The organism is Shimia aestuarii, assembly GCF_022814865.1.
In the GTDB taxonomy this organism is placed as follows: Bacteria; Pseudomonadota; Alphaproteobacteria; order Rhodobacterales; family Rhodobacteraceae; genus Shimia; species Shimia aestuarii_A.
Window position 1 is genome coordinate 134,215 of the sequence record NZ_JAKVRD010000006.1, and the last position, 19,512, is coordinate 153,726.

17 protein-coding genes and 1 pseudogene are annotated in these 19,512 nt (G+C 60.1%); 8 read left to right on the forward strand and 10 right to left on the reverse strand.

The window, feature by feature from the left end; all coding sequences use genetic code 11:
* Positions 1 to 158: 158 nt before the first annotated feature.
* Entirely contained in the window at positions 159 to 1,163 is a 1,005-nt protein-coding gene (locus MK745_RS08290; RefSeq protein ID WP_243612819.1) for a GlxA family transcriptional regulator, read from the forward strand.
* Here MK745_RS08290 and MK745_RS08295 read toward each other — a convergent pair.
* Positions 1,160 to 2,242 (reverse strand): annotated as a pseudogene (locus tag MK745_RS08295) (PQQ-dependent sugar dehydrogenase). The gene MK745_RS08290 and the pseudogene MK745_RS08295 sit on opposite strands and share 4 nt — an antisense overlap.
* A 169-nt stretch (positions 2,243 to 2,411) precedes the next feature.
* On the opposite strand from MK745_RS08295, the gene MK745_RS08300 reads away from it, so the two are divergent.
* The 5 genes from MK745_RS08300 to MK745_RS08320 all read left to right on the forward strand — a co-directional run bounded on the left by MK745_RS08300 (position 2,412) and on the right by MK745_RS08320 (position 7,625).
* Positions 2,412 to 3,596, forward strand: a complete 1,185-nt coding sequence (locus MK745_RS08300) for an ABC transporter substrate-binding protein (RefSeq protein WP_243612820.1) — start codon at positions 2,412 to 2,414, stop codon at positions 3,594 to 3,596.
* A gap of 93 nt (positions 3,597 to 3,689) precedes the next feature.
* Positions 3,690 to 4,472 (forward strand): ABC transporter ATP-binding protein, encoded by a 783-nt coding sequence (locus tag MK745_RS08305; RefSeq protein WP_243612821.1) that lies wholly within the window; start codon positions 3,690 to 3,692, stop codon positions 4,470 to 4,472.
* Between the two features lie 48 nt (positions 4,473 to 4,520).
* The gene (locus tag MK745_RS08310; RefSeq protein ID WP_243612822.1) at positions 4,521 to 5,228 is read left to right on the forward strand and encodes an ABC transporter ATP-binding protein; all 708 of its coding nucleotides are present in this window, start codon (positions 4,521 to 4,523) and stop codon (positions 5,226 to 5,228) included.
* A gap of 88 nt (positions 5,229 to 5,316) precedes the next feature.
* Positions 5,317 to 6,327: a branched-chain amino acid ABC transporter permease gene (locus tag MK745_RS08315; protein ID WP_243612823.1), complete on the forward strand. Its 1,011-nt coding sequence runs from the start codon at positions 5,317 to 5,319 to the stop codon at positions 6,325 to 6,327.
* Positions 6,324 to 7,625, forward strand: a complete 1,302-nt coding sequence (locus MK745_RS08320; protein ID WP_243612824.1) for a branched-chain amino acid ABC transporter permease — start codon at positions 6,324 to 6,326, stop codon at positions 7,623 to 7,625. Before MK745_RS08315 ends, MK745_RS08320 begins: the two co-directional genes overlap by 4 nt.
* Before the next feature lie 64 nt (positions 7,626 to 7,689).
* Here the strand turns inward: MK745_RS08320 and MK745_RS08325 are convergent, their stop codons facing one another.
* Positions 7,690 to 9,231, reverse strand: coding sequence for a helicase HerA-like domain-containing protein (locus tag MK745_RS08325; protein WP_243612825.1), 1,542 nt, complete (start codon positions 9,229 to 9,231; stop codon positions 7,690 to 7,692).
* Between the two features lie 454 nt (positions 9,232 to 9,685).
* On the opposite strand from MK745_RS08325, the gene MK745_RS08330 reads away from it, so the two are divergent.
* Positions 9,686 to 10,267, forward strand: a complete 582-nt coding sequence (locus MK745_RS08330) for an invasion associated locus B family protein (protein WP_243612826.1) — start codon at positions 9,686 to 9,688, stop codon at positions 10,265 to 10,267.
* 71 nt (positions 10,268 to 10,338) lie between these two features.
* On the opposite strand, the gene MK745_RS08335 is transcribed toward MK745_RS08330, so the two are convergent.
* Genes MK745_RS08335 through MK745_RS08350 form a run of 4 tightly spaced genes read right to left on the reverse strand, consistent with a single transcriptional unit; the run spans position 10,339 to position 14,590 of the window.
* On the reverse strand, positions 10,339 to 11,547 hold the full coding sequence (locus MK745_RS08335; protein WP_243612827.1) for a beta-ketoacyl-[acyl-carrier-protein] synthase family protein: 1,209 nt from the start codon (positions 11,545 to 11,547) through the stop codon (positions 10,339 to 10,341).
* A 27-nt stretch (positions 11,548 to 11,574) separates the two neighbouring features.
* Positions 11,575 to 11,832, reverse strand: a complete 258-nt coding sequence (locus MK745_RS08340) for an acyl carrier protein (RefSeq protein WP_243612828.1) — start codon at positions 11,830 to 11,832, stop codon at positions 11,575 to 11,577.
* Between the two features lie 31 nt (positions 11,833 to 11,863).
* Positions 11,864 to 12,955: a UDP-3-O-(3-hydroxymyristoyl)glucosamine N-acyltransferase gene (gene lpxD / locus MK745_RS08345; RefSeq protein ID WP_243612829.1), complete on the reverse strand. Its 1,092-nt coding sequence runs from the start codon at positions 12,953 to 12,955 to the stop codon at positions 11,864 to 11,866.
* Positions 12,956 to 12,982: 27 nt separating this feature from the next.
* Positions 12,983 to 14,590, reverse strand: coding sequence for a L,D-transpeptidase family protein (locus MK745_RS08350; protein ID WP_243612830.1), 1,608 nt, complete (start codon positions 14,588 to 14,590; stop codon positions 12,983 to 12,985).
* A 307-nt stretch (positions 14,591 to 14,897) separates the two neighbouring features.
* On the opposite strand from MK745_RS08350, the gene MK745_RS08355 reads away from it, so the two are divergent.
* Positions 14,898 to 15,464 (forward strand): YcbK family protein, encoded by a 567-nt coding sequence (locus tag MK745_RS08355; RefSeq protein WP_243612831.1) that lies wholly within the window; start codon positions 14,898 to 14,900, stop codon positions 15,462 to 15,464.
* Positions 15,465 to 15,814: 350 nt separating this feature from the next.
* Here MK745_RS08355 and MK745_RS08360 read toward each other — a convergent pair whose 3' ends face one another.
* The 4 genes from MK745_RS08360 to MK745_RS08375 all read right to left on the reverse strand — a co-directional run bounded on the left by MK745_RS08360 (position 15,815) and on the right by MK745_RS08375 (position 19,440).
* The gene (locus MK745_RS08360) at positions 15,815 to 16,477 is read right to left on the reverse strand and encodes a cytochrome b/b6 domain-containing protein (protein WP_243612832.1); all 663 of its coding nucleotides are present in this window, start codon (positions 16,475 to 16,477) and stop codon (positions 15,815 to 15,817) included.
* Positions 16,470 to 18,092: a tetrathionate reductase family octaheme c-type cytochrome gene (locus tag MK745_RS08365; protein WP_243612833.1), complete on the reverse strand. Its 1,623-nt coding sequence runs from the start codon at positions 18,090 to 18,092 to the stop codon at positions 16,470 to 16,472. Before MK745_RS08365 ends, MK745_RS08360 begins: the two co-directional genes overlap by 8 nt.
* Positions 18,093 to 18,217: 125 nt before the next feature.
* Positions 18,218 to 18,859, reverse strand: coding sequence for a ChrR family anti-sigma-E factor (locus MK745_RS08370; protein ID WP_243612834.1), 642 nt, complete (start codon positions 18,857 to 18,859; stop codon positions 18,218 to 18,220).
* Positions 18,856 to 19,440: a sigma-70 family RNA polymerase sigma factor gene (locus tag MK745_RS08375; RefSeq protein ID WP_279391765.1), complete on the reverse strand. Its 585-nt coding sequence runs from the start codon at positions 19,438 to 19,440 to the stop codon at positions 18,856 to 18,858. Before MK745_RS08375 ends, MK745_RS08370 begins: the two co-directional genes overlap by 4 nt.
* Positions 19,441 to 19,512 lie beyond the last annotated feature (72 nt).

Genomic DNA, 19,512 nt, shown 5'->3' on the forward strand with positions numbered 1-19,512 from the left:
GTCTTTGCTCCGGTCTATATCTCCATGAATGGCCCTTATACAAAACCACTGCCACAAGGACCATATCTGAATTATCGCTCTTGACCTTGGTGTCGTGAAAAGCGCTAACATCACCGGATCAGCGAAATGGACCCAGCAATCAGCAAGGATTCGTGCCTATGGCCCAGCCGGCAAGATCAGGCGAAACCACAGAAACCCACACGAAGCCCATCCGCTTTGTGTTTGTTTTGCTTGATAATTTTACTCTTTTGTCCTTTGCCTCTGCACTGGACTGCCTAAGGCTGGCCAATCGGAACACCGCGACCCCACGCTATGAATGGATCCTTGTCGGCGAAGGCGGTGACACGGTCTCCTGCTCGACGAATACCGAGTTCAAGCTCGATGACGACCTGATTGAACTGCATCGTGATGATCGCGTGATGCTGTGCGGCGGGATTGAAATCCAGAAGGCCACGAGCAAACGACTCATCTCTTGGCTGCGGCGCGAGGCCCGAAAAGGGATCAAGATCGGCGGTCTGTGCACCGCGGCCTATGTCCTTGCCAAGGCAGGGTTGCTTGATGGCAAGAAGGCCACGATCCATTGGGAAAACCAAGATAGTTTCTCGGAGGATTTTCCGGAGGTCGACCTGAGCAAGTCTGTCTACAAGATCGACGGCAACCGGATGACCACGGCGGGCGGCACCTCGTCCATCGACATGTTCCTCCAGATCATCTCGGATGATTTCGGGGAAGATATCGCCAACTGGGTCGCGGATCAGCAGATTTACTCCTCGATCCGGACCGATCAGGATACTCAACGTCTTTCCGTGCCGACACGGATCGGCGTGCGTCACCCAAAGCTCAGCCAAGTGATCCAGATGATGGAAGGCAATATCGAAGAGCCGATCAGCCCCTCGATCCTTGCCAAGGACGTGGGCATGTCCACACGCCAGCTTGAACGGTTGTTCAGACGCTATCTCAACCGGTCGCCGAAGCGCTACTACATGGAGTTGCGGCTCCAGAAAGCGCGCAACCTGCTGATGCAAACGGATATGAGCGTGATCAATGTGGCGCTGGCCTGTGGTTTTGCCTCGCCCTCGCATTTCTCGAAATGCTACCGCGCGCATTATGACACCACGCCCTATCGCGAGCGTGGCAGTCAATCGACCCGCCTTTCGATCTAGTTCGGGACAAGCCGGTAAATCGTGCCGCGTGGCTCGGAAAGGAAGTAGAGGTTTCCGTCCGGCCCCTCGCGCACATCACGCACGCGCTCTGTCTCGGAAAGTTCGATTTGTGCAACTTCTGAGAGCGGTTTTCTCTTCAGGACTGCAATATAGTCGTATTTTAGACTGCCAACGAGGATTGCGCCGCGCTAGTCGGGGATGCTTTTGCCGCTATGGAACGCCATGCCAGAGGGCGCGATGGACGGATCCCAGTAGAAAACAGGCTGCGCCATACCGTCCTTGGCGGTGCCTTCCCCGATCTTGAGACCGCTATAGTGTCGGCCATAAGAAATCACCGGCCAGCCATAGTTGGTGCCGGGGCGAATACGGTTGACCTCATCGCCACCGCGCGCGCCATGCTCCACGGCCCAGAGATTGCCATCAGAATCGAGCGCCGCGCCCTGCGGATTGCGGTGGCCATAGGTCCAGATTTCCGGCTCTGCGCCATCTTGTCCGACGAAAGGATTGTCGGCAGGCACTGATCCGTCGCGGTTGAGGCGCACGATACTGCCATTGTGGCGTGTGAGGTCTTGCGCCGAGGGGCGATCCCCGCGTTCTCCGATGGTCATGAAGAGCGTGCCGTCCGGGGCCTCGACGATCCGACTGCCGAAATGGCGCCCACCGCTCGATCCAGGGGTCATCTCAAAGAGGATGCGGCCTTTTTCCAGCCGCGTCCGCCCCTCGGGCAATAGCGCACGATAGAGCGCCGTGCCGAGGCCACCGCGCTGGGGTTTTGAATAGCTTAGGAAGATTTCCCGGCTTTGCAGAAAATCACGCGGCACGAGCACATCGAGAAGACCGCCCTGCCCGCGCACCCTGATATCCGGCAGGCCGGCGATCTCTTCCCGGCTTCCATCGGCCTTCACATGCCAAAGCGCGCCGGGCCGTTCCGTCACAAGCATCCCTCCGTCCGGCAGGAACGCAAAGCTCCAGGGCTCTACGAATCCCTCTGCGACCGGCTCGGCACGCAGGCTCGGCGCGGTTTGCGACAGGGCCGCAATCGGGGTGAAAATCAGGACAAGCAGGGCAATCAAACGCATCTCGGGCTCCTTTCAAAGGCAAGGGGTCTTCGACTTTTCTTCAAATATAGGGCATCCGCCCCAATTTGCTTTCTTTCCTTTGCGCGACCTCCCGCTCAAGCCCCCTTTTCTTTTGAAAATTCCGCGCTAGGCTACGTCCGGATAACAACACTATTTTGGGAGTGAACCGATGAAAAAACTGCTGATGGCATCTGCTGCCACCGCACTTATGGCTGGCGCTGCGTCGGCCGAGGACATCAAGCTTGGCGTGATCCTTGGCTTTACCGGCCCGATCGAATCCCTGACCCCGGCAATGGCTGGCGGTGCAGAAGTCGCGATGCAAGAAGTCACCGAGTCGGGCAAACTGCTCGGCGGTTCGACCGTGACCCCGGTGCGCGCTGACTCGACCTGTATCGACGCAGGTGCAGCCACCGCAGCGGCGGAACGCCTGATCACCAGCGAAGGTGTCAAAGGTATCATGGGCGCCGACTGTTCCGGTGTGACGGGCGCGGTTCTCGCCAACGTCGCCGTGCCGAACGGCGTCGTGATGATTTCGCCCTCCGCAACCTCGCCCGCGCTCTCGAGCGCCGAGGACAACGGCCTGTTCTTCCGCACCGCCCCGTCGGATGCGCGTCAAGGTCAGGTTCTCGCAGAGGTACTGATGGAGCGCGGCTTCAAGTCGGCAGCGATCACCTACACCAACAACGACTACGGCAAGGGCCTTGCAGACAGCATCGCCGCCGCATTCGAAGGCGCTGGCGGTGAAATCACCACCGTGGCGGCACACGAAGACGGCAAAGCCGACTACTCGGCCGAAGTTGGCGCACTGGCCGCAGCCGGCGGCGATATCCTCATCGTTGCGGGCTATGTTGACCAAGGTGGCCCCGGTGTGATCCGTGCTGCGCTCGACACTGGCGCGTTCGACACTTTCGCCCTGCCCGACGGGATGATCGGCTCGGCGCTTGAAGAAGCGTTCGGCGACGAGATCGAAGGCTCGATCGGCACGGTTCCGGGCAGCGAAGCGGCAGATGCTTCCATGGTCAAGGAAAAGGTCGCCGCCACTGGCGCGGATGCCTCTGGCCCCTATGTTGGCGAAAGCTATGACGCCGCAGCGCTCATCATGCTCGCCATGCAGGCGGCTGGGTCGTCGAACTCCTCGGACTACGCGGGCAAGATCATGGACGTGGCCAACGCGCCGGGCGAGAAAATCATGGCCGGTGAACTCGACAAGGCGCTCGAGCTGCTCGCGAACGGCACCGACATCGACTATGTCGGCGCAACTGCGGTTGAACTGATCGGCCCCGGCGAAGCCGCAGGCGGCTACCGTGAGATCGTCATCGAAGGTGGCAAGATGACCACGGCGCAGTACCGCTAAGTCAGCGCTTGAACATTGGAGCAGCCCGGAGTATCCGCTCCGGGCTGTTTCGTATAGAAAAGACGCGGAAAACGCGCTTTCGGGGGAAAAGACATGATCGTTGTCGAGGACGTGCACAAGCATTTCGGCGGGTTTCACGCGGTGGATGGCGCAAGCCTTTCGATCGAGCCGGGCTCTATCACCGGGCTGATCGGGCCGAATGGCGCGGGTAAGACCACCCTTTTCAACGTGATCGCAGGCGTGCTCAAGCCGACCTCTGGCCGTGTCACCATGGCAGGCGAAGACATCACCGGACTGCCGCCGCACGAACTGTTCCACAAAGGTCTTCTGCGCACGTTCCAGATCGCGCATGAGTTCTCTTCGATGACCTGCCGCGAGAACCTGATGATGGTGCCGGGCGCGCAATCGGGCGAAAAGCTCTGGAATACCTGGTTCGGTCGCAAGCGCATTGCCGATGAAGAGCGGGCCCTGCGTGCCAAGGCGGACGAAGTGCTTGAATTCCTGACCGTGGAACACCTTGCCGACCACAAGGCCGGGCAGGTTTCTGGCGGCCAGAAGAAACTTCTCGAGCTTGGCCGCACGATGATGGTCGATGCCAAGATCGTCTTTCTCGACGAAGTGGGCGCAGGCGTGAACCGCACCCTTCTCAACACCATTGGCGACGCGATCCTGCGGCTCAACAAGGAACGCAACTACACGTTCGTTGTCATCGAGCATGACATGGATTTCATCGGCAAGATTTGTGACCCTGTCATCTGTATGGCCGAGGGCAAGGTTCTTGCCGAGGGCACATTGGCTGAGATCAAGGCCAATGAACAGGTGATCGAGGCCTATCTCGGCACCGGCCTGAAGAACAAAGACATGATGGAGGCCTGATCCGGCCCCGTCTTCCGTGACACGGATCATTCAAGAGGATTGCATAGTATGAGCTTTCTCACAGGCGCCAATATGACCGGCGGGTACGGCAAGGGGCCGGATATCCTGCATGACTGTACGGTGGCCGTCGACAAGGGCGAAATCGCCGTGATCGTCGGACCGAACGGCGCCGGTAAATCCACCGCCATGAAGGCCGTGTTCGGGATGCTCAATATCCACTCGGGCCATGTGACGCTTGATGGTGAGGACATCACCAAGCTCAGCCCGCAGCAGCGTGTGGTCAAGGGCATGGGCTTTGTCCCGCAGACCCAGAACATCTTTACCTCGATGACGGTCGAGGAAAACCTCGAGATGGGCGCCTTCATCCGCACCGACGATTTCTCGGACACGATGGCACAGGTCTATGACCTGTTCCCGATCCTCAAGGAAAAGCGGCATCAGCACGCAGGCGAGCTTTCTGGCGGTCAGCGCCAGCAAGTCGCCGTGGGCCGGGCGCTGATGACCAAACCGAAGGTCTTGATGCTCGACGAACCGACAGCAGGCGTCTCGCCTATCGTCATGGACGAGCTGTTCGACCGGATCATCGAGGTCAGCCGCACAGGCATTCCGATCCTGATGGTCGAGCAGAACGCGCGCCAGGCGCTCGAGATCGCCGACAAGGGCTATGTGCTCGTGCAAGGGCGCAACGCTTATTCCGGCACCGGCAAAGAACTTCTGGCCGACCCGGAAGTGCGCAAGTCCTTCCTTGGCGGGTGATCCGAATGACACGCTCTGACACCTCTCAATTCGGCCGCGCCCCGCGCGGCGGCACGGAACCGACCCACTCACCAGCGAGGTCAGCTTGATGGACTTTCTCAACGGCTTTGTCGCCCTCTCCAACTTTGTGCTGATCCCCGCGATCGCCTATGGCAGCCAGCTCGCGCTTGGCGCGCTCGGTGTCACCCTGATCTATGGCATCCTGCGGTTCTCAAACTTTGCCCACGGCGACACGATGGCCTTTGGCTCGATGATCGCAGTGCTCGTGACCTGGTGGTTTCAGGGTATGGGCCTTAGCCTCGGGCCGCTTCCGACGGCGCTTCTTGCCCTGCCCTTCGCGATCCTTGGCACCATCGCGCTTTTGCTCATCACGGACCGGACCGTCTATCGCTTTTATCGGGCGCAGAAGGCCAAGCCGGTGATCCTCGTAATCGTGTCGATGGGTGTGATGTTCATCATGAACGGCCTCGTGCGGTTCATCATCGGACCGAACGATCAGAAGTTCCTCGACGGGGAACGCTTCATCATTTCGGTGCGCGAATTCAAACAGATGACCGGCCTGCGCGAAGGTCTTGCGATCAAGACCACCCAAGGCCTAACCGTCGTCGTAGCCGTGATCTGTGTTATCGCCCTGTTCTGGTTCCTGAACCGCACGCGCACCGGTAAATCCATGCGCGCCTATTCCGACAACGAGGATCTTGCGCTCCTGTCGGGGATCAACCCCGAGCGCGTGGTGATGTACACATGGATGATCGTCGGCGCGCTCACCGCCATTGCCGGGACGCTCTACGGTCTCGACAAGACCTTCAAACCCTTCGTCTATTTCATGCTGCTGCTGCCGATCTTTGCCTCGGCCATCGTCGGCGGCCTTGGTAGCCCGCTTGGCGCCATCGCGGGTGGCTTCATCGTCGCCTTCTCGGAAGTGACGATCACCTATGCGTGGAAGAAGGTTCTCACATACTGGATGCCAGAATCGCTCGAGCCTGACGGGCTCGTGCAACTTCTGAGCACGGACTACAAATTCGCGGTGAGCTTCGTGATCCTGATCGTCGTGCTCCTGTTCAAGCCCACCGGCATTTTCAAGGGGAAATCGGTATGAGCGATACGGTCAAAAATACCCTTCTCTTCGCCTGCATGGCGCTGCTCATCCTTGGCACAGGCTTTGTGCAGAGCTGGAACAGCGCGTTGTTCATCCTCAACATGGGACTGATCTCGGCGATCATGGCTTTGGGGGTCAACCTTCAATGGGGCTTTGCCGGCCTGTTCAACGTCGGTGTCATGGGCTTTGTCGCGCTTGGTGGTCTAGCCGTTGTCCTGACCTCCATGCCGCCCGTGGGCGAGGCTTGGGCCGCTGGCGGTCTGCGCGTCCTTGGCGGGCTGGTGATCGGCGCAGCGACCATTGTCGGTGCAGTGTTCCTCAACAAACGCCTTTCGGGACGTGCGCGCCTCATCGGCTTGCCGCTCTTCCTGATCGTGGGCTTCTTCGTCTATCGCTTTGTCTTTGACCCGGCGGTTGAGGCCATCGAAGCGGTGAACCCGGCAGGCACAGGCTATCTCGGCGGGCTTGGCCTTCCGGTGCTCCTGGCTTGGCCGATGGGCGGTCTTCTGGCCGCAGGCGCAGCCTGGCTGATCGGCAAGACCGCGCTTGGTCTGCGCTCGGACTATCTTGCCATTGCAACGCTCGGCATCGCGGAAATCATCATTGCCGTTCTCAAGAACGAAGACTGGCTTGGCCGCGGCGTGAAGAACGTCAACGGCCTGCCCCGCCCCGTGCCCTATGAGATCGACCTCCAGAAAAGCGAAAGCTTCATCAAGAGCGCCGAAGGCTTCGGGCTTGATCCTGTCACCGCCTCGACCCTCTTCGTCAAGCTTGGCTACTCTGTCCTGTTCACCATCGTGCTGGTGGTGATTTTCGTCATGGCGCAGGCCGCTCTGAAGAGCCCCTGGGGCCGGATGATGCGCGCGATCCGAGACAACGAAGTGGCCGCCGAAGCGATGGGCAAGAACGTGACCCGACGCCATTTGCAGATCTTCGTTCTGGGGTCGGCCGTCTGCGGGATCGCAGGCGCCATGCTGACCACGCTCGATGGTCAGTTGACCCCCGGCACCTACCAGCCGCTGCGCTTTACCTTCCTGATCTGGGTGATGGTCATCGTCGGAGGTTCCGGCAACAACCTTGGCGCAGTGCTTGGCGGGTTCCTGATCTGGTGGCTTTGGGTCGAGGTGGAACCGCTCGGGCATTGGGCGATGGAATTCGTGACCTCCGGCATGGCTGAGGATAGCGCGCTTCGCAACCACCTGATCGACAGCGCCGCGCATATGCGCCTGTTGACGATGGGTGTGATCCTGCTGCTCGTCCTGCGCTTTAGCCCACGCGGGCTCATCCCAGAAAGATAGGCCGAGGCGCGACAAAAAAGGCCCGCTCAAACGAGCGGGCCTTTTTGTTTGCGTTGGGATTTGATCAACGGCCCCGAAACAGCCCACCTAAGATTCCGCGCACGATCTTGCGCCCGGTGGTGCCCGTGAGTTCTTTCATCACCATTTTCCCCATAGCCTCGCCAAAACTATCGCCCCGGCGAGTGCTGCGCGACGTAGAGCGTGTCACCCGCGTTCCGGAATAGCGCCGCCCTGCGCTGTATTCGCGCGCAGCCGTCTCCATCTCCTCTTCGCGGGCCTCTGCCGCTTCGGCCTCTGCAGCGGCCTTCTCGGCGCGGTCCTTGAGCATCTCATAGGCAGAGCGGCGATCCTTGAGCGCCTCGTATTTTCCGGCCACAGGAGAGGCGTTGATAACCGTCTTGCGAAGGCTCGGCTCGATCGGGCCAAGACGCGAGGACGGCGGACGGATCAGCGTGCGTTCGACGACCCCCGGAATACCTTTCTTCATCAGGAAGGACGTGACCGCCTCACCGACCCCAACCTCACGGATCGCGGTTTCTGTGCTGAAACGCGGGTTTTCGCGATAGGTCTCGGCAGCGAGACGCAACGCCCGCCGATCCCGCGCGGTAAAAGCGCGGAGGGCATGCTGTACACGGTTGCCAAGCTGGCCAAGGATATCCTCGGGAATGTCGTCAGGGTTCTGTGTCACGAAATAGATACCGACCCCCTTGGAGCGGATCAGGCGCGCCACCTGTTCAACCTTATCGACGAGCGCCTTGGGCGCACCGTCGAACAGGAGATGCGCCTCATCGAAGAAGAAAACAAGGCGCGGCTTGTCCGGGTCTCCGACCTCGGGCAGTTCCTCGAACAGTTCGGACAGGAGCCAGAGCAGAAACGTTGCATAAAGCCGTGGCGACCCCATGAGCTTGTCCGAGGCGAGGATATTGATCCGCCCGCGACCATCAGTATCCGTCCGTATGATATCCGACAACTCAAGCGCGGGTTCACCAAAGAGCTTCGCACCGCCTTGGTTCTCGAGCACGAGAAGCCGACGCTGGATCGCGCCGATCGAGGAGACCGAGACGTTGCCATATCGCAGCGAAAGATCGTCCTTGTTTTCACCGACCCAGACCAGAAGCGCCTGCAAGTCCTTGAGATCAAGAAGCGGCAGCCCCTCTTCATCGGCGAGCCGGAAGGCAATGTTGAGGATACCTTCCTGCGCTTCGGTCAACTCCATCAGCCGGGACAGGAGAAGCGGCCCCATTTCGGCGACGGTCGTGCGAATCGGGTGGCCTTGTTCCCCGAAGAGATCCCAGAACGTGACTGGAAAACTCTCGTACCTATAGTCGTCAAACCCGATCTTGCCGGCCCGATCCATGAAGGCCTCGTGCAGCTTGAACTCGGCGCTGCCCGCATCGGCGAGCCCCGAGAGATCGCCTTTCACATCCGACAGGAAGACCGGAACGCCCGCCTTGGAAAAACCTTCGGCCAAGATCTGAAGCGTGACCGTCTTGCCGGTGCCTGTCGCCCCCGCGACGAGGCCATGACGGTTGGCATATTCGAGTTTCAGCCCCTGTTTGGTGCCATAGTCTTCTCCGCCGCCACCGACAAAAATTGCATCTTCCAAATACTTGCTCCTTGTAATCAGGCCGCCGTTCCGCATCAAAAATACATTGTTAACCCCCTCGTGCCAGTATTGATTTCGTTCTGATCGCTGCGGTGATCGCAAAGAACGGTTTTCCTCCCTGTTGGACTTGGCCGCCCCTTTCTTGGAGCGGCCTTTTTTCAGGCTAAACATGCGGAAACCCGTGTATTTTTTCCTGTTGACGGGTCGTTGAAATCTTCGTAGCGTTCACGACAGAAAACAAGTCGGCCAGTCCGACGGGGAGTGAAATGGGGAGGGAGCCGCAAGGCTCCTTCTTCTTTTTCGCGGGGTCGATTTCCGAATTGCCGCGCAGGCCCGGACCCCTTGAAGCGAAAAACCGCCCTCTGCGGCCATTTTGCAAAGGGCTTTGCCTGACAAGCGGTTACGGGCATGGTAAGCGATATCTGACTCGCATACACAACGACGGGAACTCGAGATGTCCAAGCACGTTAAACCCCTTTTCGCCGCCGCACTGATCGCACTGGCTGCTCCGCTTTCGGCGCAGGTGGGCTCTCTCTCGGATGGCTCCATCATGGAAGGCCAAGCCGCCGCTCCGGCCGCAAAGCCCGGTGAAGAGGTCAGCTCCGAGAAGATCGGTGCGTGGGATCTGCAATGCGCCAAGACGGGCCCCGAGCCGCGCCCCTGCCGCATGTATCAGCTCCTGACCGACTCCGAGGACACACCGGTGATCGAGATGACCATGTATCGTCTTCCCGAAGGTGCCCCGGCAGCGGCCGGCGCGACCTTTGTGGCACCGCTCAACACGCTCCTGACGGCTCAGCTCGCGGTCGCAATCGATGGTGTTCTGGTACAGCGCGTACCGTTCACGCTCTGCTATGAAGCCGGGTGTGTTGCGCGCATGTTCATGTCGCCGATCGAAGTTCAGGCCTTCCAGAACGGCAAATCCTCGACGGTCTCGCTGGTTCCGGCGCTGGCCCCCGATCAGGTGGTGTCGGTGGAAATGAAACTCGATGGTCTGAAAGCGTCCTTCGAGAAGGCGAACCCCGTCAATCAATAATCGATCAAAGACCGATCAAACAAAAACGCCGCTCTCAATAGAGCGGCGTTTTTAGTTTCCGAGATAACCGCCTAGACCTTGCGCAGCGCAATCACCGCGTTCAAGCCGCCGAAGGCAAAGGCGTTGGACAGCGCCACATCGACCTTGGCCTCGCGCGCCTCGTTCGGCACCACGTCGAGTGCACATTCCGGATCCGGTTCTTCATAGCCAATGGTCGGCGCGATCACCCCGTCGCGTAGCGCCATGATACAGGCCAAAAGCTCGACCGCGCCGGTGCCGCCGATCAGGTGGCCGTGCATGGACTTGGTCGAGGAGATCATCAACTCGTCTGCGTGCTGGCCGAAGACATCCGCCACCGCGGCGCACTCTGTCTTGTCATTCGCGGCCGTGCCCGTGCCATGCGCGTTGATATAGCCGACTTCCTCGGTATTGATCCGGCCATCGGCCAGCGCCCCGGCAATGGCGCGCGCAGCGCCTTGCTTGGACGGCATGACGATATCTGAGGCGTCCGATGTCATGGCAAAGCCGACGACCTCGGCCAGAATCTCGGCTCCACGGGCGCGGGCGTGATCGTATTCCTCGAAGACGAACACCCCAGCCCCTTCGCCCTGTACCATGCCGTTGCGGTTGGCCGAGAACGGGCGGCAGGCGTCCTTGGACATGACGCGCAGGCCTTCCCAGGCCTTGATCCCGCCAAAGCACAGCATGGATTCCGCCCCACCAGTGATCATCACAGGCGCAGCGCCGGCGCGCACGAGTTGAAAGGCCTGGCTCATGGCGTGGTTCGAGGAGGCACAAGCCGTTGCAACGGTAAAGCTCGGCCCCTTGAGATTGAACTCCATCGAGATATGGCTCGCGGCGGCGTTGTTCATGAGCTTCGGCACCACGAAGGGATGCACGCGGTTCTTGCCGTCCTCATAGACCGAGCGGTAATTCTCGTCGAGGGTCTGCATACCGCCGCCCGATGTCCCGAGCACCACGCCACAGCGCGCCGCAAGATCCCCGGAGAAGGACAGGCCCGCCTGCCCGATCGCCTCGCGCGCCGCGACAAGCGCGAACTGCGTGAACCGGTCGTAAAGGGCGATCTGCTGGCGATTGAAAAGGCCTTCGCTTTCAAAGCCCCGCACTTGCCCGCCGATCTTGATCGCAAGGCGGTCCACATCGCGCACGTCCAAAGGTCCGATTCCGCAGCGCCCGTCTTTCATGGCGGAAAACGTCTCGGACACGTTGTGGCCAAGCGCATTGATCGTGCCGGCCCCTGTGATGACGACCCGTTTCATCCTATCCCCTCCACTTGCAGGCAGATGTCACGATTGGTCTGCGATGAGTTTGTCGATCCCGGCCACGATCGAGGCCACCGAAGAGATATCGAAGTCGCTATCGCTTGGATCATTGGCATTGAAGGGCACAGAGATATCAAAGGCCTCTTCGATGGCAAAAATGCTTTCCACGAGACCGAGGCTATCGATCCCGAGATCTTCAAGCGTGCTGTCCATGGTCACGTCCGAGGGGTCGAGAACGGCTTGCTCCGCAATGATTTCGATCACCTTGTCCTTGACGCTCATTTGTCTTCCTTTCGCCAATACTGGCTGTCATTTAGTCCTTCGTCTCCAACTTGGAAACGGTTTTTTGCAGTGCCGCGAATTCTTTGAGAAGCCGGGGCAAACGCCGGAGACCCTTATACATCTCCAAATGTGACTCCATCTTGACAGCCGGGTATCCGAGGACCACCCGTCCCGCTGGCACCTTGGAGAGCATCTTGGAGGCGCCACCCGCGATCACATTGTCGCCGATGGTGGTATTGTCGCTCACGCCGCATTGCCCGCCCATCACGACATTGCGGCCGATCTTCGTCGAGCCAGCCACGCCCACCTGCCCGGCAAGCAGCGTATCATCGCCAATCTCGACATTGTGGGCAATGTGCACGAGGTTATCGAGCTTCACGCCATTGCCGATTTTTGTGTCGCGTACCGTGCCGCAATCAATACAGGTATTGGCGCCGATCTCGACATCATCTCCGATGGTGACAGAGCCGAGGCTATGGATACGGGCCCAGGACTGCGATTTGACCTCGCCCTGATCGCCGAGGGTTTCGCGGGCGGCTTCGACGCCGGATTTCTCGGGCGTGACAAAAGAAAACCCGTCAGAGGCGATGCGTGCGCCCGGCTGGGCGATGAAACGCGCACCGATTGTGGCGCGGGCGCCGATCGACACCATTTCGCGCAGATAGGCCTTTTCCCCAAGCTTCACATCCGCGCCGATGACACAATGCGGCCCGATCAAAGACCCGTTGCCGATCCGGGCGCGCGGGCCCACGACAGTCAGCGGACCGATCGTGACGCCTTCGCCGATCTCGGCACTGGGATCGATGACCGCACTTGGATGAATACCGGTGCCGAAATGCTGACCGGGGTCCATGATCGCGGAAAGCCCGGACATGGCAAAGCGGCCGCGCGGCGAGGTGATCGCCGCCTCAAGGCCAAGCGCCTGCCAGTCAGCACCGGGCCATAGCATTGCAGCGCGTGCCCGGCCCTTGCTCAGCCCTTCGGCGTATTGTGGATTGGTCACCAACGCGAGGTCATCCGAGCCTGCCGATGCTGGCTCCGAAACCCGGCTCACGATCAGTTTGGTGTTGCCAAAGGCCTCCGCCCCAAGGGCGTCGGCAATCTCTTGGATAGTATGGGCCATGTGTCCCCCGCGAATTGCGGGCAATACCTACCCCTGAACCGAGCGCAAAGCCACCCCTTCATTCACCATCGCCTGCCAGATCTTGGCATCGCGACCGTAAACGTCACGGCGGTATTGCACAGGGCCCTTCGCATTGGTGAAGGCGGTTCGGTAGATGATATGCACCGGGATCGGTTTCTGCAGGTCAACCTGCGTTTCACGGCCCGTCTTGAGCGTCGAATGGAAGAACCCTTTGGGATCGCTTTCCTGACGTGCGAGCAGCGCATAGGCGAACTCGAACGGCTTTTGCAGGCGGATACAGCCATGGCTGAAGGCACGCACTTCGCGGGCAAACAAGCTCTTGGACGGTGTGTCGTGCAGGTAGATGTTGTGACGGTTCGGGAACATGAACTTCACCAGACCAAGCGCGTTGCGAGCGCCCGGGGGTTGTTTGATATCAAACGGGAAGTTCCGGGTGCTGAACTGGGTGAAATCCACCGCGCCGCGATTGACCACGCGCCCGCGTCCGTCGATCAGCTTGAGATAGCTGACCGCGTTCGGATTGCGCTGCAACATCGGCAGGTATTCCTTGGTCGCGATCGAGCGCGGGACGTTCCAAGTCGGGTTGATGACCATATGCTCCATCACGTCCGAAAATTCCGGGCTGCGATGGTCGTGGCGGTTCTTGCCGACAACAGAGCGGGTCATGAACGTCACACGATCATTGTCGACGATGCGAGCGTGGAAATCGGTCAGGTTCACAAGAACATGACGCTCGCCGCGCGGTTTGTTGAGCCAGCGCTCCCGCTCCATCGCCACCATGACGGACTTGACCCGGTCCACGGGAGAGCGGTTGATCTCGGAAATGGTCGACTCTCCGGCAACGCCATCCGCTTCAAGCCCATGATCAAGCTGAAACGCTTGCACGGCTTTCTCCAGCACGGAGTCATATTCCGCGGTGGCGCTACGTCCCAGGTAGCCGAGCGCCACGAGACGATCGCGCAATGCGACGACCGCCGTGCCACGATCTCCGGGCTCGAGTTTGCGCGATTTGACCTCAGAGCCCCACCCTCCGGCAGTCGCCAGGTGTTCAAGACGCATCTTCTCTTTGAAGAGACGGACATACTCGGGTGTGCGCGGCGCAAGGCCACGCATGTAAGAATTCGGCTCGGAAGCAATAAGGTTTGTGAGATAACCGCGCCGATCACGACGCGGCGAGTCACGCTTGATGCCATCGTCAAGTTGGGTCGGAACGAACATGCCGGTCTGGAGATCGCGGGCATAGCTCAGGAAAGCCTTGGAAAGCGCGACCTCTGCCATGCCGAGCGCGCGGGGCGTGTGCGCGGCGCGCAGTTGACCATAGAGCGCATCAAAATCGTAGCGGGCCACGGGAAGCCCATGGTCATCCGCCGTCTCGATGGCCTTCAGAAGCGCTTGTCGACGGGCAAGATCATCGGCATCGGTGCCGGTCCAGATCGGTTGATAATTGGTGTCGCGGTAGAAGCCTGCGATGTCGGCGTCGCGGGCGGCGGCTTCGGCGACGGCTTGTTTGAAGGCGGTCACTTCGGCTTGGGCAGAGGGCGCAAACGCCCCGGTCGCAACCGTAAAGGCAAGGCCCGCTACGGTAAGAAATCGGCGAGTAATCATCCTAGGCATCGAAATAAGCTCTCTCTGTCTCGGCAGTCCACAACATGCTGACCCAGTGTGCCGATTTGCATCGGGCTGTCTATTCACAGTTTCATCAAATCCTCACATCTGATGCAGGGAGGTCGCAGTTTCCCCTTAAGGGGATTGAAACGCATTTCAGCAAAATTCCGCCCAAATCCTTCATATAAAAGGAAAGGTCGGAAATGAACGCTTGGTCGCCGAATCGTCTTGTGGCATAAAACGCGCATCTGGGGATGGATATGACGATCGCGAATAATCGCGGCTTGACGAACGAGACGGGACAGGCATTCGACCAATGAGTGACTCAACGCTGAATTTCACGCGGCGCGGCCTCTTGCGCGCCTTTGCGGCAACCACGGTAGCAGCAGCCCCCACATTCTCCCACGCGGCAGGTTTCCTGCGAGGCTCCGGCGATATTCGCCGGATCCGCATGTATTCCGCCCGCACCGGGGAACGCATGGACACAATCTATTGGATCGAGGGCGAGTACATCAAGGAAGCCGTCAACGAAATCAATAGCTTCATGCGCGACTGGCGCACCAACGACGTGAAGAAAATCGACCTGCGCACCATCGATATCATGGCCGCATCGCACAACCTTCTCGACGTGCACGAACCCTATATGCTCCTGTCGGGCTACCGCAGCCCACAGACCAACGCGATGCTGCGCTCGCGCTCTCGCGGGGTGGCAAAGAACTCGCTGCACATGAAGGGCCAGGCGGCGGATTTGCGTCTCGCGAATCGCTCGGTCAACCAGATGGCCAAGGCAGCCCTTGCCTGTCACGCGGGCGGTGTCGGGCGCTACTCGGGCTCCAATTTCGTCCATATGGATTGCGGCCCGGTCCGCAGCTGGGGCCGGTAAAGCCAAAAACCTTAAGCTTGTCTTAAGAGATATGAACCGAATCGACCGGCCTCATCGTGAGAGCCGGTTTTTTCTTTTTGGATCAACACGTTGCAGCGCGGCACGGCGCCAAAGTTCCGATGTAGGTATCACGTCGGTATTGCGTCTGTATTGCGTCAGCGCGGCGCGAAACCGCCGATCCCCTTGCCCTGCCGCACGGTCCATGAACGGACACAGACCTTCGTCCTTCTGCCAGACATGGAAAAGGCGCCGCAGGGGCGACGCCTTTTCTTGAGAGGGAGGCTCCAAGGGAAGGAAGAAAAGAGCCACCGGTCTCTGCCGAAGAAGGGAACTGCGATCCCCCTCCTCCGTCAGCTCTCGATCGGTTTGAGCCGACCGGGTTCGTTTGTCTCGAGATAGGCCTCCTGCTCGGGCGTGAGGTCGATCTCGTCATAACCGGTGACCATCGGTCTCACATGTTCGCGGAAGCCATGGCCCACGGTGAGCAAGTAGATATGCACGATGATGAAGGCACCAATCACGTAGGCCGCGAAAAGATGCAGGTTCGCGATCAGGGTAATCGCCAGCACGCTATTGCTATCGGCCCAGAAATTATAGGTCAGGTAGAGCAGCCCCGTGACCCAGATCGCCGGGAAGATGAACCATTTCAGGACAAAGTAGGTCGCGGCCTGAAGCGGGTTATGCTTGCGCCAGAAGATCTTTTCGTAGGGGTGCTCTTCGCCCTTGAAGACGCCGTAGGCGTAGAAGCGGGCGACCGAGACCATGCCTTCGATCTTGGGAATGAACTGACGCCATGTGCCCGTGGTGAATAGCCAGAAGGTCGCGAAAATCCACAAGCCAAGCAACGCCAGCGCCGCCATCGTGTGCAGCATGACCGCCGGGCCGAAGGGGATCAGGGCATGCACCCCGTTGAGCCCCATGCCCGTCACCATCAGCGCCATGATGAGAAGCACCTGCATCCAATGCCAGAGGCGTTCGAAGCGGGGGTAAACCTTGACGATACGCTTAGTCATGATGGCCTCCTTCGGTTTTGCGCGAGAAGATACGGATGAGCGCGTGCGCCGCGACACCCAATAAGGTCAGAAGGATCAACGCCTTACCCAGAAGGCCGACCGGCCCGTTGGTATTGGTGCCGGGCATGAAGACACCCGCAACATTGGAAAGGCGGCCATCCTGCTGGTGACACTCGACGCAATCCACGGCGTTTTCGGCCGGGGCGACCATGTGGGTAATCGGCCAGTACATGTAGGTGTCGACGAAATCGAACTCGCCCGAATAGGGCTTGTTCGCAGCTTTCATGCCCGCATCAATCGCCTTGCCCCAATCGAAATTGGTCCAGAAGGCGGTGTCGGTCGTCGGTCCCCAGACATGGGTATAGACGAGGTTGTTGTTGACCTTGTCATAGGCCTGCCGGCCTTCCATGCGCTTGAAGGGCCAGATGCGCGAGGTGCCGTCTTCGCGGTCACCATGGATGCGGTTGACCTCGACGGTGTTTGCCGGGTCGATCTTGCGATCATAGGTGGTGTATTCCACCTGCCCGTCGAACCATGCGTAATAGGCCGTGGCGTCTTCCTGATAGGCGAAATTGCCCTTGGTCGACATATAGGTGTGCATGTGCTTGCCCTTCGAAGAGGTAAAGTTCTCTTCGCTGAACGGTTTGCCGTTCTCGTCAAGCTTGCCCGCAGTGGACCAGTCCCACATGGATTTCGTCGGTACACCGCCACGGGCGTATTCCGGAATGTGACAGGACTGACAGGCGAGCGTGTCGGTATGGTCGTTGAGCTTCAGGCCCTTGATATTGGTCGGGTGCGGTTCTTGACCGTGGCAGGATTGGCAGGAGGCCGCATGTCGCGCCTCGCCCGGTTTGCCGGTGCCATGCGGATCGGAAGCCAGCACGTTATAGCGCGATCCGGCCCATTGGTGACGGTCCGAGACGTGGCAATCGGCGCAGACCATGCCCTCGCCGCCCTCTTCGACCGAGGACATATGCACGTCGACATCATGGGTCGGGTTGTAGAGCGCCGACGACAGATCGCCGTGTTTCACGTTATCGCCGCCACCGCCATAGAAGTGACAATTGCCGCAGTTGTCGCGGTCGGGCATGCCGACGCTCATCGCCGCTTTCTTGAGGTCTACGGCCCAGGCCTTGGCCCCGGTGATGGTCTTGCCCTTGGCCTCCATCGGTGGGTGGCCCGCCCCGGTGGCCAGCTTGGTATATTGGTCCGACTTGTCGTGACAGACGAGGCAGTCCTTTGCGTTGGCCTGTTGCGGCGGTTCCTGGCTCATGTCGTCCCAGCCATAGCCGGCGTGACAAGAGGTACAGCGCGGTTCATTGCCCGCGACCGAGCCGCAGAAGGCGTTGATCACGTTCTTCTTGCCAAGGCGCTGGCCGGTTTCGGGGTGCTCGTAATCCCACTTGAAGTGGATCGAGTGCATCATCTGATCGTCGGCCTCGGTATGACACTCGAGGCAGGCTTCGGTCACTTCCGGGCCCGATTGGAAATCCTTTTGCAGGCTCAGGAACTTGGAGTGATCCGCCGTGGACTTGCTCACCTCATCCTGTGCCATGGCGAGCGTGGCGGATGAAAAGGCTATGGCAAGGCCGAATACGGCCCTTTTGAAATACATGACGTCTCCTCCCTGGCGTCGGCTGGGACTTTGCGCGTTCCCGTTAGGTAAACACACACTCGGGAGACATCTTTGACATATATCAATTTTGCGATGTTAAGCGCCGCACGGGGCGAGATTCGCCTTCAAATGCGGAAGAACGGCTGAAGCAGGCGCGGCACAAGGCTCTTGAAGCGCAGGCGCGCATCGGTCGCGGCAAGGCAGATGCAATCCGGACCGGGATCGGCGACCGGCGTATGTTCGAGCGCGTCATGCCCGATCTCGACATCGCCGCGTCCGAAACGGCCCTCCTCGTCCGAGAAGCTCCCCTGCAGGACGAGGGTCATCTCAAGGCCGTTGTGGCCGTGTTCCGGCATCGCGCGGCCGGCAGGGATGTAGAGCAGGCGCAAGGAGTCCTCGGATGTGTCGCGCAGGATCGCCTGTTTGACGCCAAAGCCGAGCGATTTCCACGGTGCCTGCCCGTCGGGACCAAGAAGCGCGGCGACGGGGCCGGGATAGATGCCGTTGCGCCGCGGCGGGGCGGGTTCGACGGGCGCAGGTGCATCAAGCATATCAAAGAGCCGGTTGCGCAGATCTTCCGAGACGGCCTCTTCCTTTTCGACCTCGAGAAGCGCGCCGCCAACGGCCTCATGCGCGGCCAGCGCGGCGCGGCATTCAGCACAGAGCGAGATATGCGCCGCGACCACGACCGCATGGGCCTGCGGCAAGGTGCCAGCGGCATAGGCGACAAGAATCTCGTCGGGGATATGGTGCGCGATCTCGGTCATGACGGGCGCATATCCTTCAACTCATGGCGCAGTTTGTCGAGGGCCAATCGAATCCGCGACTTGATCGTGCCGAGCGGCAGCCCGGTTTCGGCCTGAATCTCGCTATGGCTCAACTCGCCGAGATAGGCGCGTTCGACCATCTCGCGTTGATCGGGTTTCAGCCGGGAAAGCGCCTCGCGCAGGCCCGCGGCCTCTTGTTCAAGAGCCACCACCTGCCCCGCATCGGGCGCGGTGTCTTCCTCCGCCAAGAGCATCTCTGGTTCGGGACGGCGTTCCTTGCGGAAGCGGTCGATCTGTTGGTTGCGGGCGATACGGTAGATCCAGCCAGACACCTGCGCCTGTTCGGGATCGAACTGATGGGCGCGGTGCCAGACCTTGATCATCACGTCCTGCACAATGTCCTCGGCCTCGGCCGCGCTGGCCCCGCCCCGGATCGCGAATCCTTTCAGACGCGGCGCGTAGTGATCGAAGAGACAGGCAAAGGCCTCGCGGTCTCGCGTATCGCGCACCGCAAGCATCCATACTGTTTCCTGCGTGGGCGTTTGTGTCGTTTCGTCAGGCACGCTCGTGTCGTCTTTCATGGCTGCGCATCAAGACCCGCGCGGCCGATTGCTTCCCCCGAGCCTAGCCCGCCGCGGTGCAGCGGGCCAAGC

What these genes read in the sequence shown, in the direction of transcription:
- MK745_RS08290 (WP_243612819.1), top strand. Translation starts at nt 159, where the DNA reads ATGGCCCAGCCGGCAAGATCAGGCGAAACCACAGAAACCCACACGAAG.
- MK745_RS08300 (WP_243612820.1), top strand. Translation starts at nt 2,412, where the DNA reads ATGAAAAAACTGCTGATGGCATCTGCTGCCACCGCACTTATGGCTGGC.
- MK745_RS08305 (WP_243612821.1), top strand. Translation starts at nt 3,690, where the DNA reads ATGATCGTTGTCGAGGACGTGCACAAGCATTTCGGCGGGTTTCACGCG.
- MK745_RS08310 (WP_243612822.1), top strand. Translation starts at nt 4,521, where the DNA reads ATGAGCTTTCTCACAGGCGCCAATATGACCGGCGGGTACGGCAAGGGG.
- MK745_RS08315 (WP_243612823.1), top strand. Translation starts at nt 5,317, where the DNA reads ATGGACTTTCTCAACGGCTTTGTCGCCCTCTCCAACTTTGTGCTGATC.
- MK745_RS08320 (WP_243612824.1), top strand. Translation starts at nt 6,324, where the DNA reads ATGAGCGATACGGTCAAAAATACCCTTCTCTTCGCCTGCATGGCGCTG.
- MK745_RS08330 (WP_243612826.1), top strand. Translation starts at nt 9,686, where the DNA reads ATGTCCAAGCACGTTAAACCCCTTTTCGCCGCCGCACTGATCGCACTG.
- MK745_RS08335 (WP_243612827.1), bottom strand. Translation starts at nt 11,547, where the DNA reads ATGAAACGGGTCGTCATCACAGGGGCCGGCACGATCAATGCGCTTGGC.
- MK745_RS08340 (WP_243612828.1), bottom strand. Translation starts at nt 11,832, where the DNA reads ATGAGCGTCAAGGACAAGGTGATCGAAATCATTGCGGAGCAAGCCGTT.
- lpxD (WP_243612829.1), bottom strand. Translation starts at nt 12,955, where the DNA reads ATGGCCCATACTATCCAAGAGATTGCCGACGCCCTTGGGGCGGAGGCC.
- MK745_RS08350 (WP_243612830.1), bottom strand. Translation starts at nt 14,590, where the DNA reads ATGCCTAGGATGATTACTCGCCGATTTCTTACCGTAGCGGGCCTTGCC.
- MK745_RS08355 (WP_243612831.1), top strand. Translation starts at nt 14,898, where the DNA reads ATGAGTGACTCAACGCTGAATTTCACGCGGCGCGGCCTCTTGCGCGCC.
- MK745_RS08360 (WP_243612832.1), bottom strand. Translation starts at nt 16,477, where the DNA reads ATGACTAAGCGTATCGTCAAGGTTTACCCCCGCTTCGAACGCCTCTGG.
- MK745_RS08365 (WP_243612833.1), bottom strand. Translation starts at nt 18,092, where the DNA reads ATGTATTTCAAAAGGGCCGTATTCGGCCTTGCCATAGCCTTTTCATCC.
- MK745_RS08370 (WP_243612834.1), bottom strand. Translation starts at nt 18,859, where the DNA reads ATGACCGAGATCGCGCACCATATCCCCGACGAGATTCTTGTCGCCTAT.
- MK745_RS08375 (WP_279391765.1), bottom strand. Translation starts at nt 19,440, where the DNA reads ATGAAAGACGACACGAGCGTGCCTGACGAAACGACACAAACGCCCACG.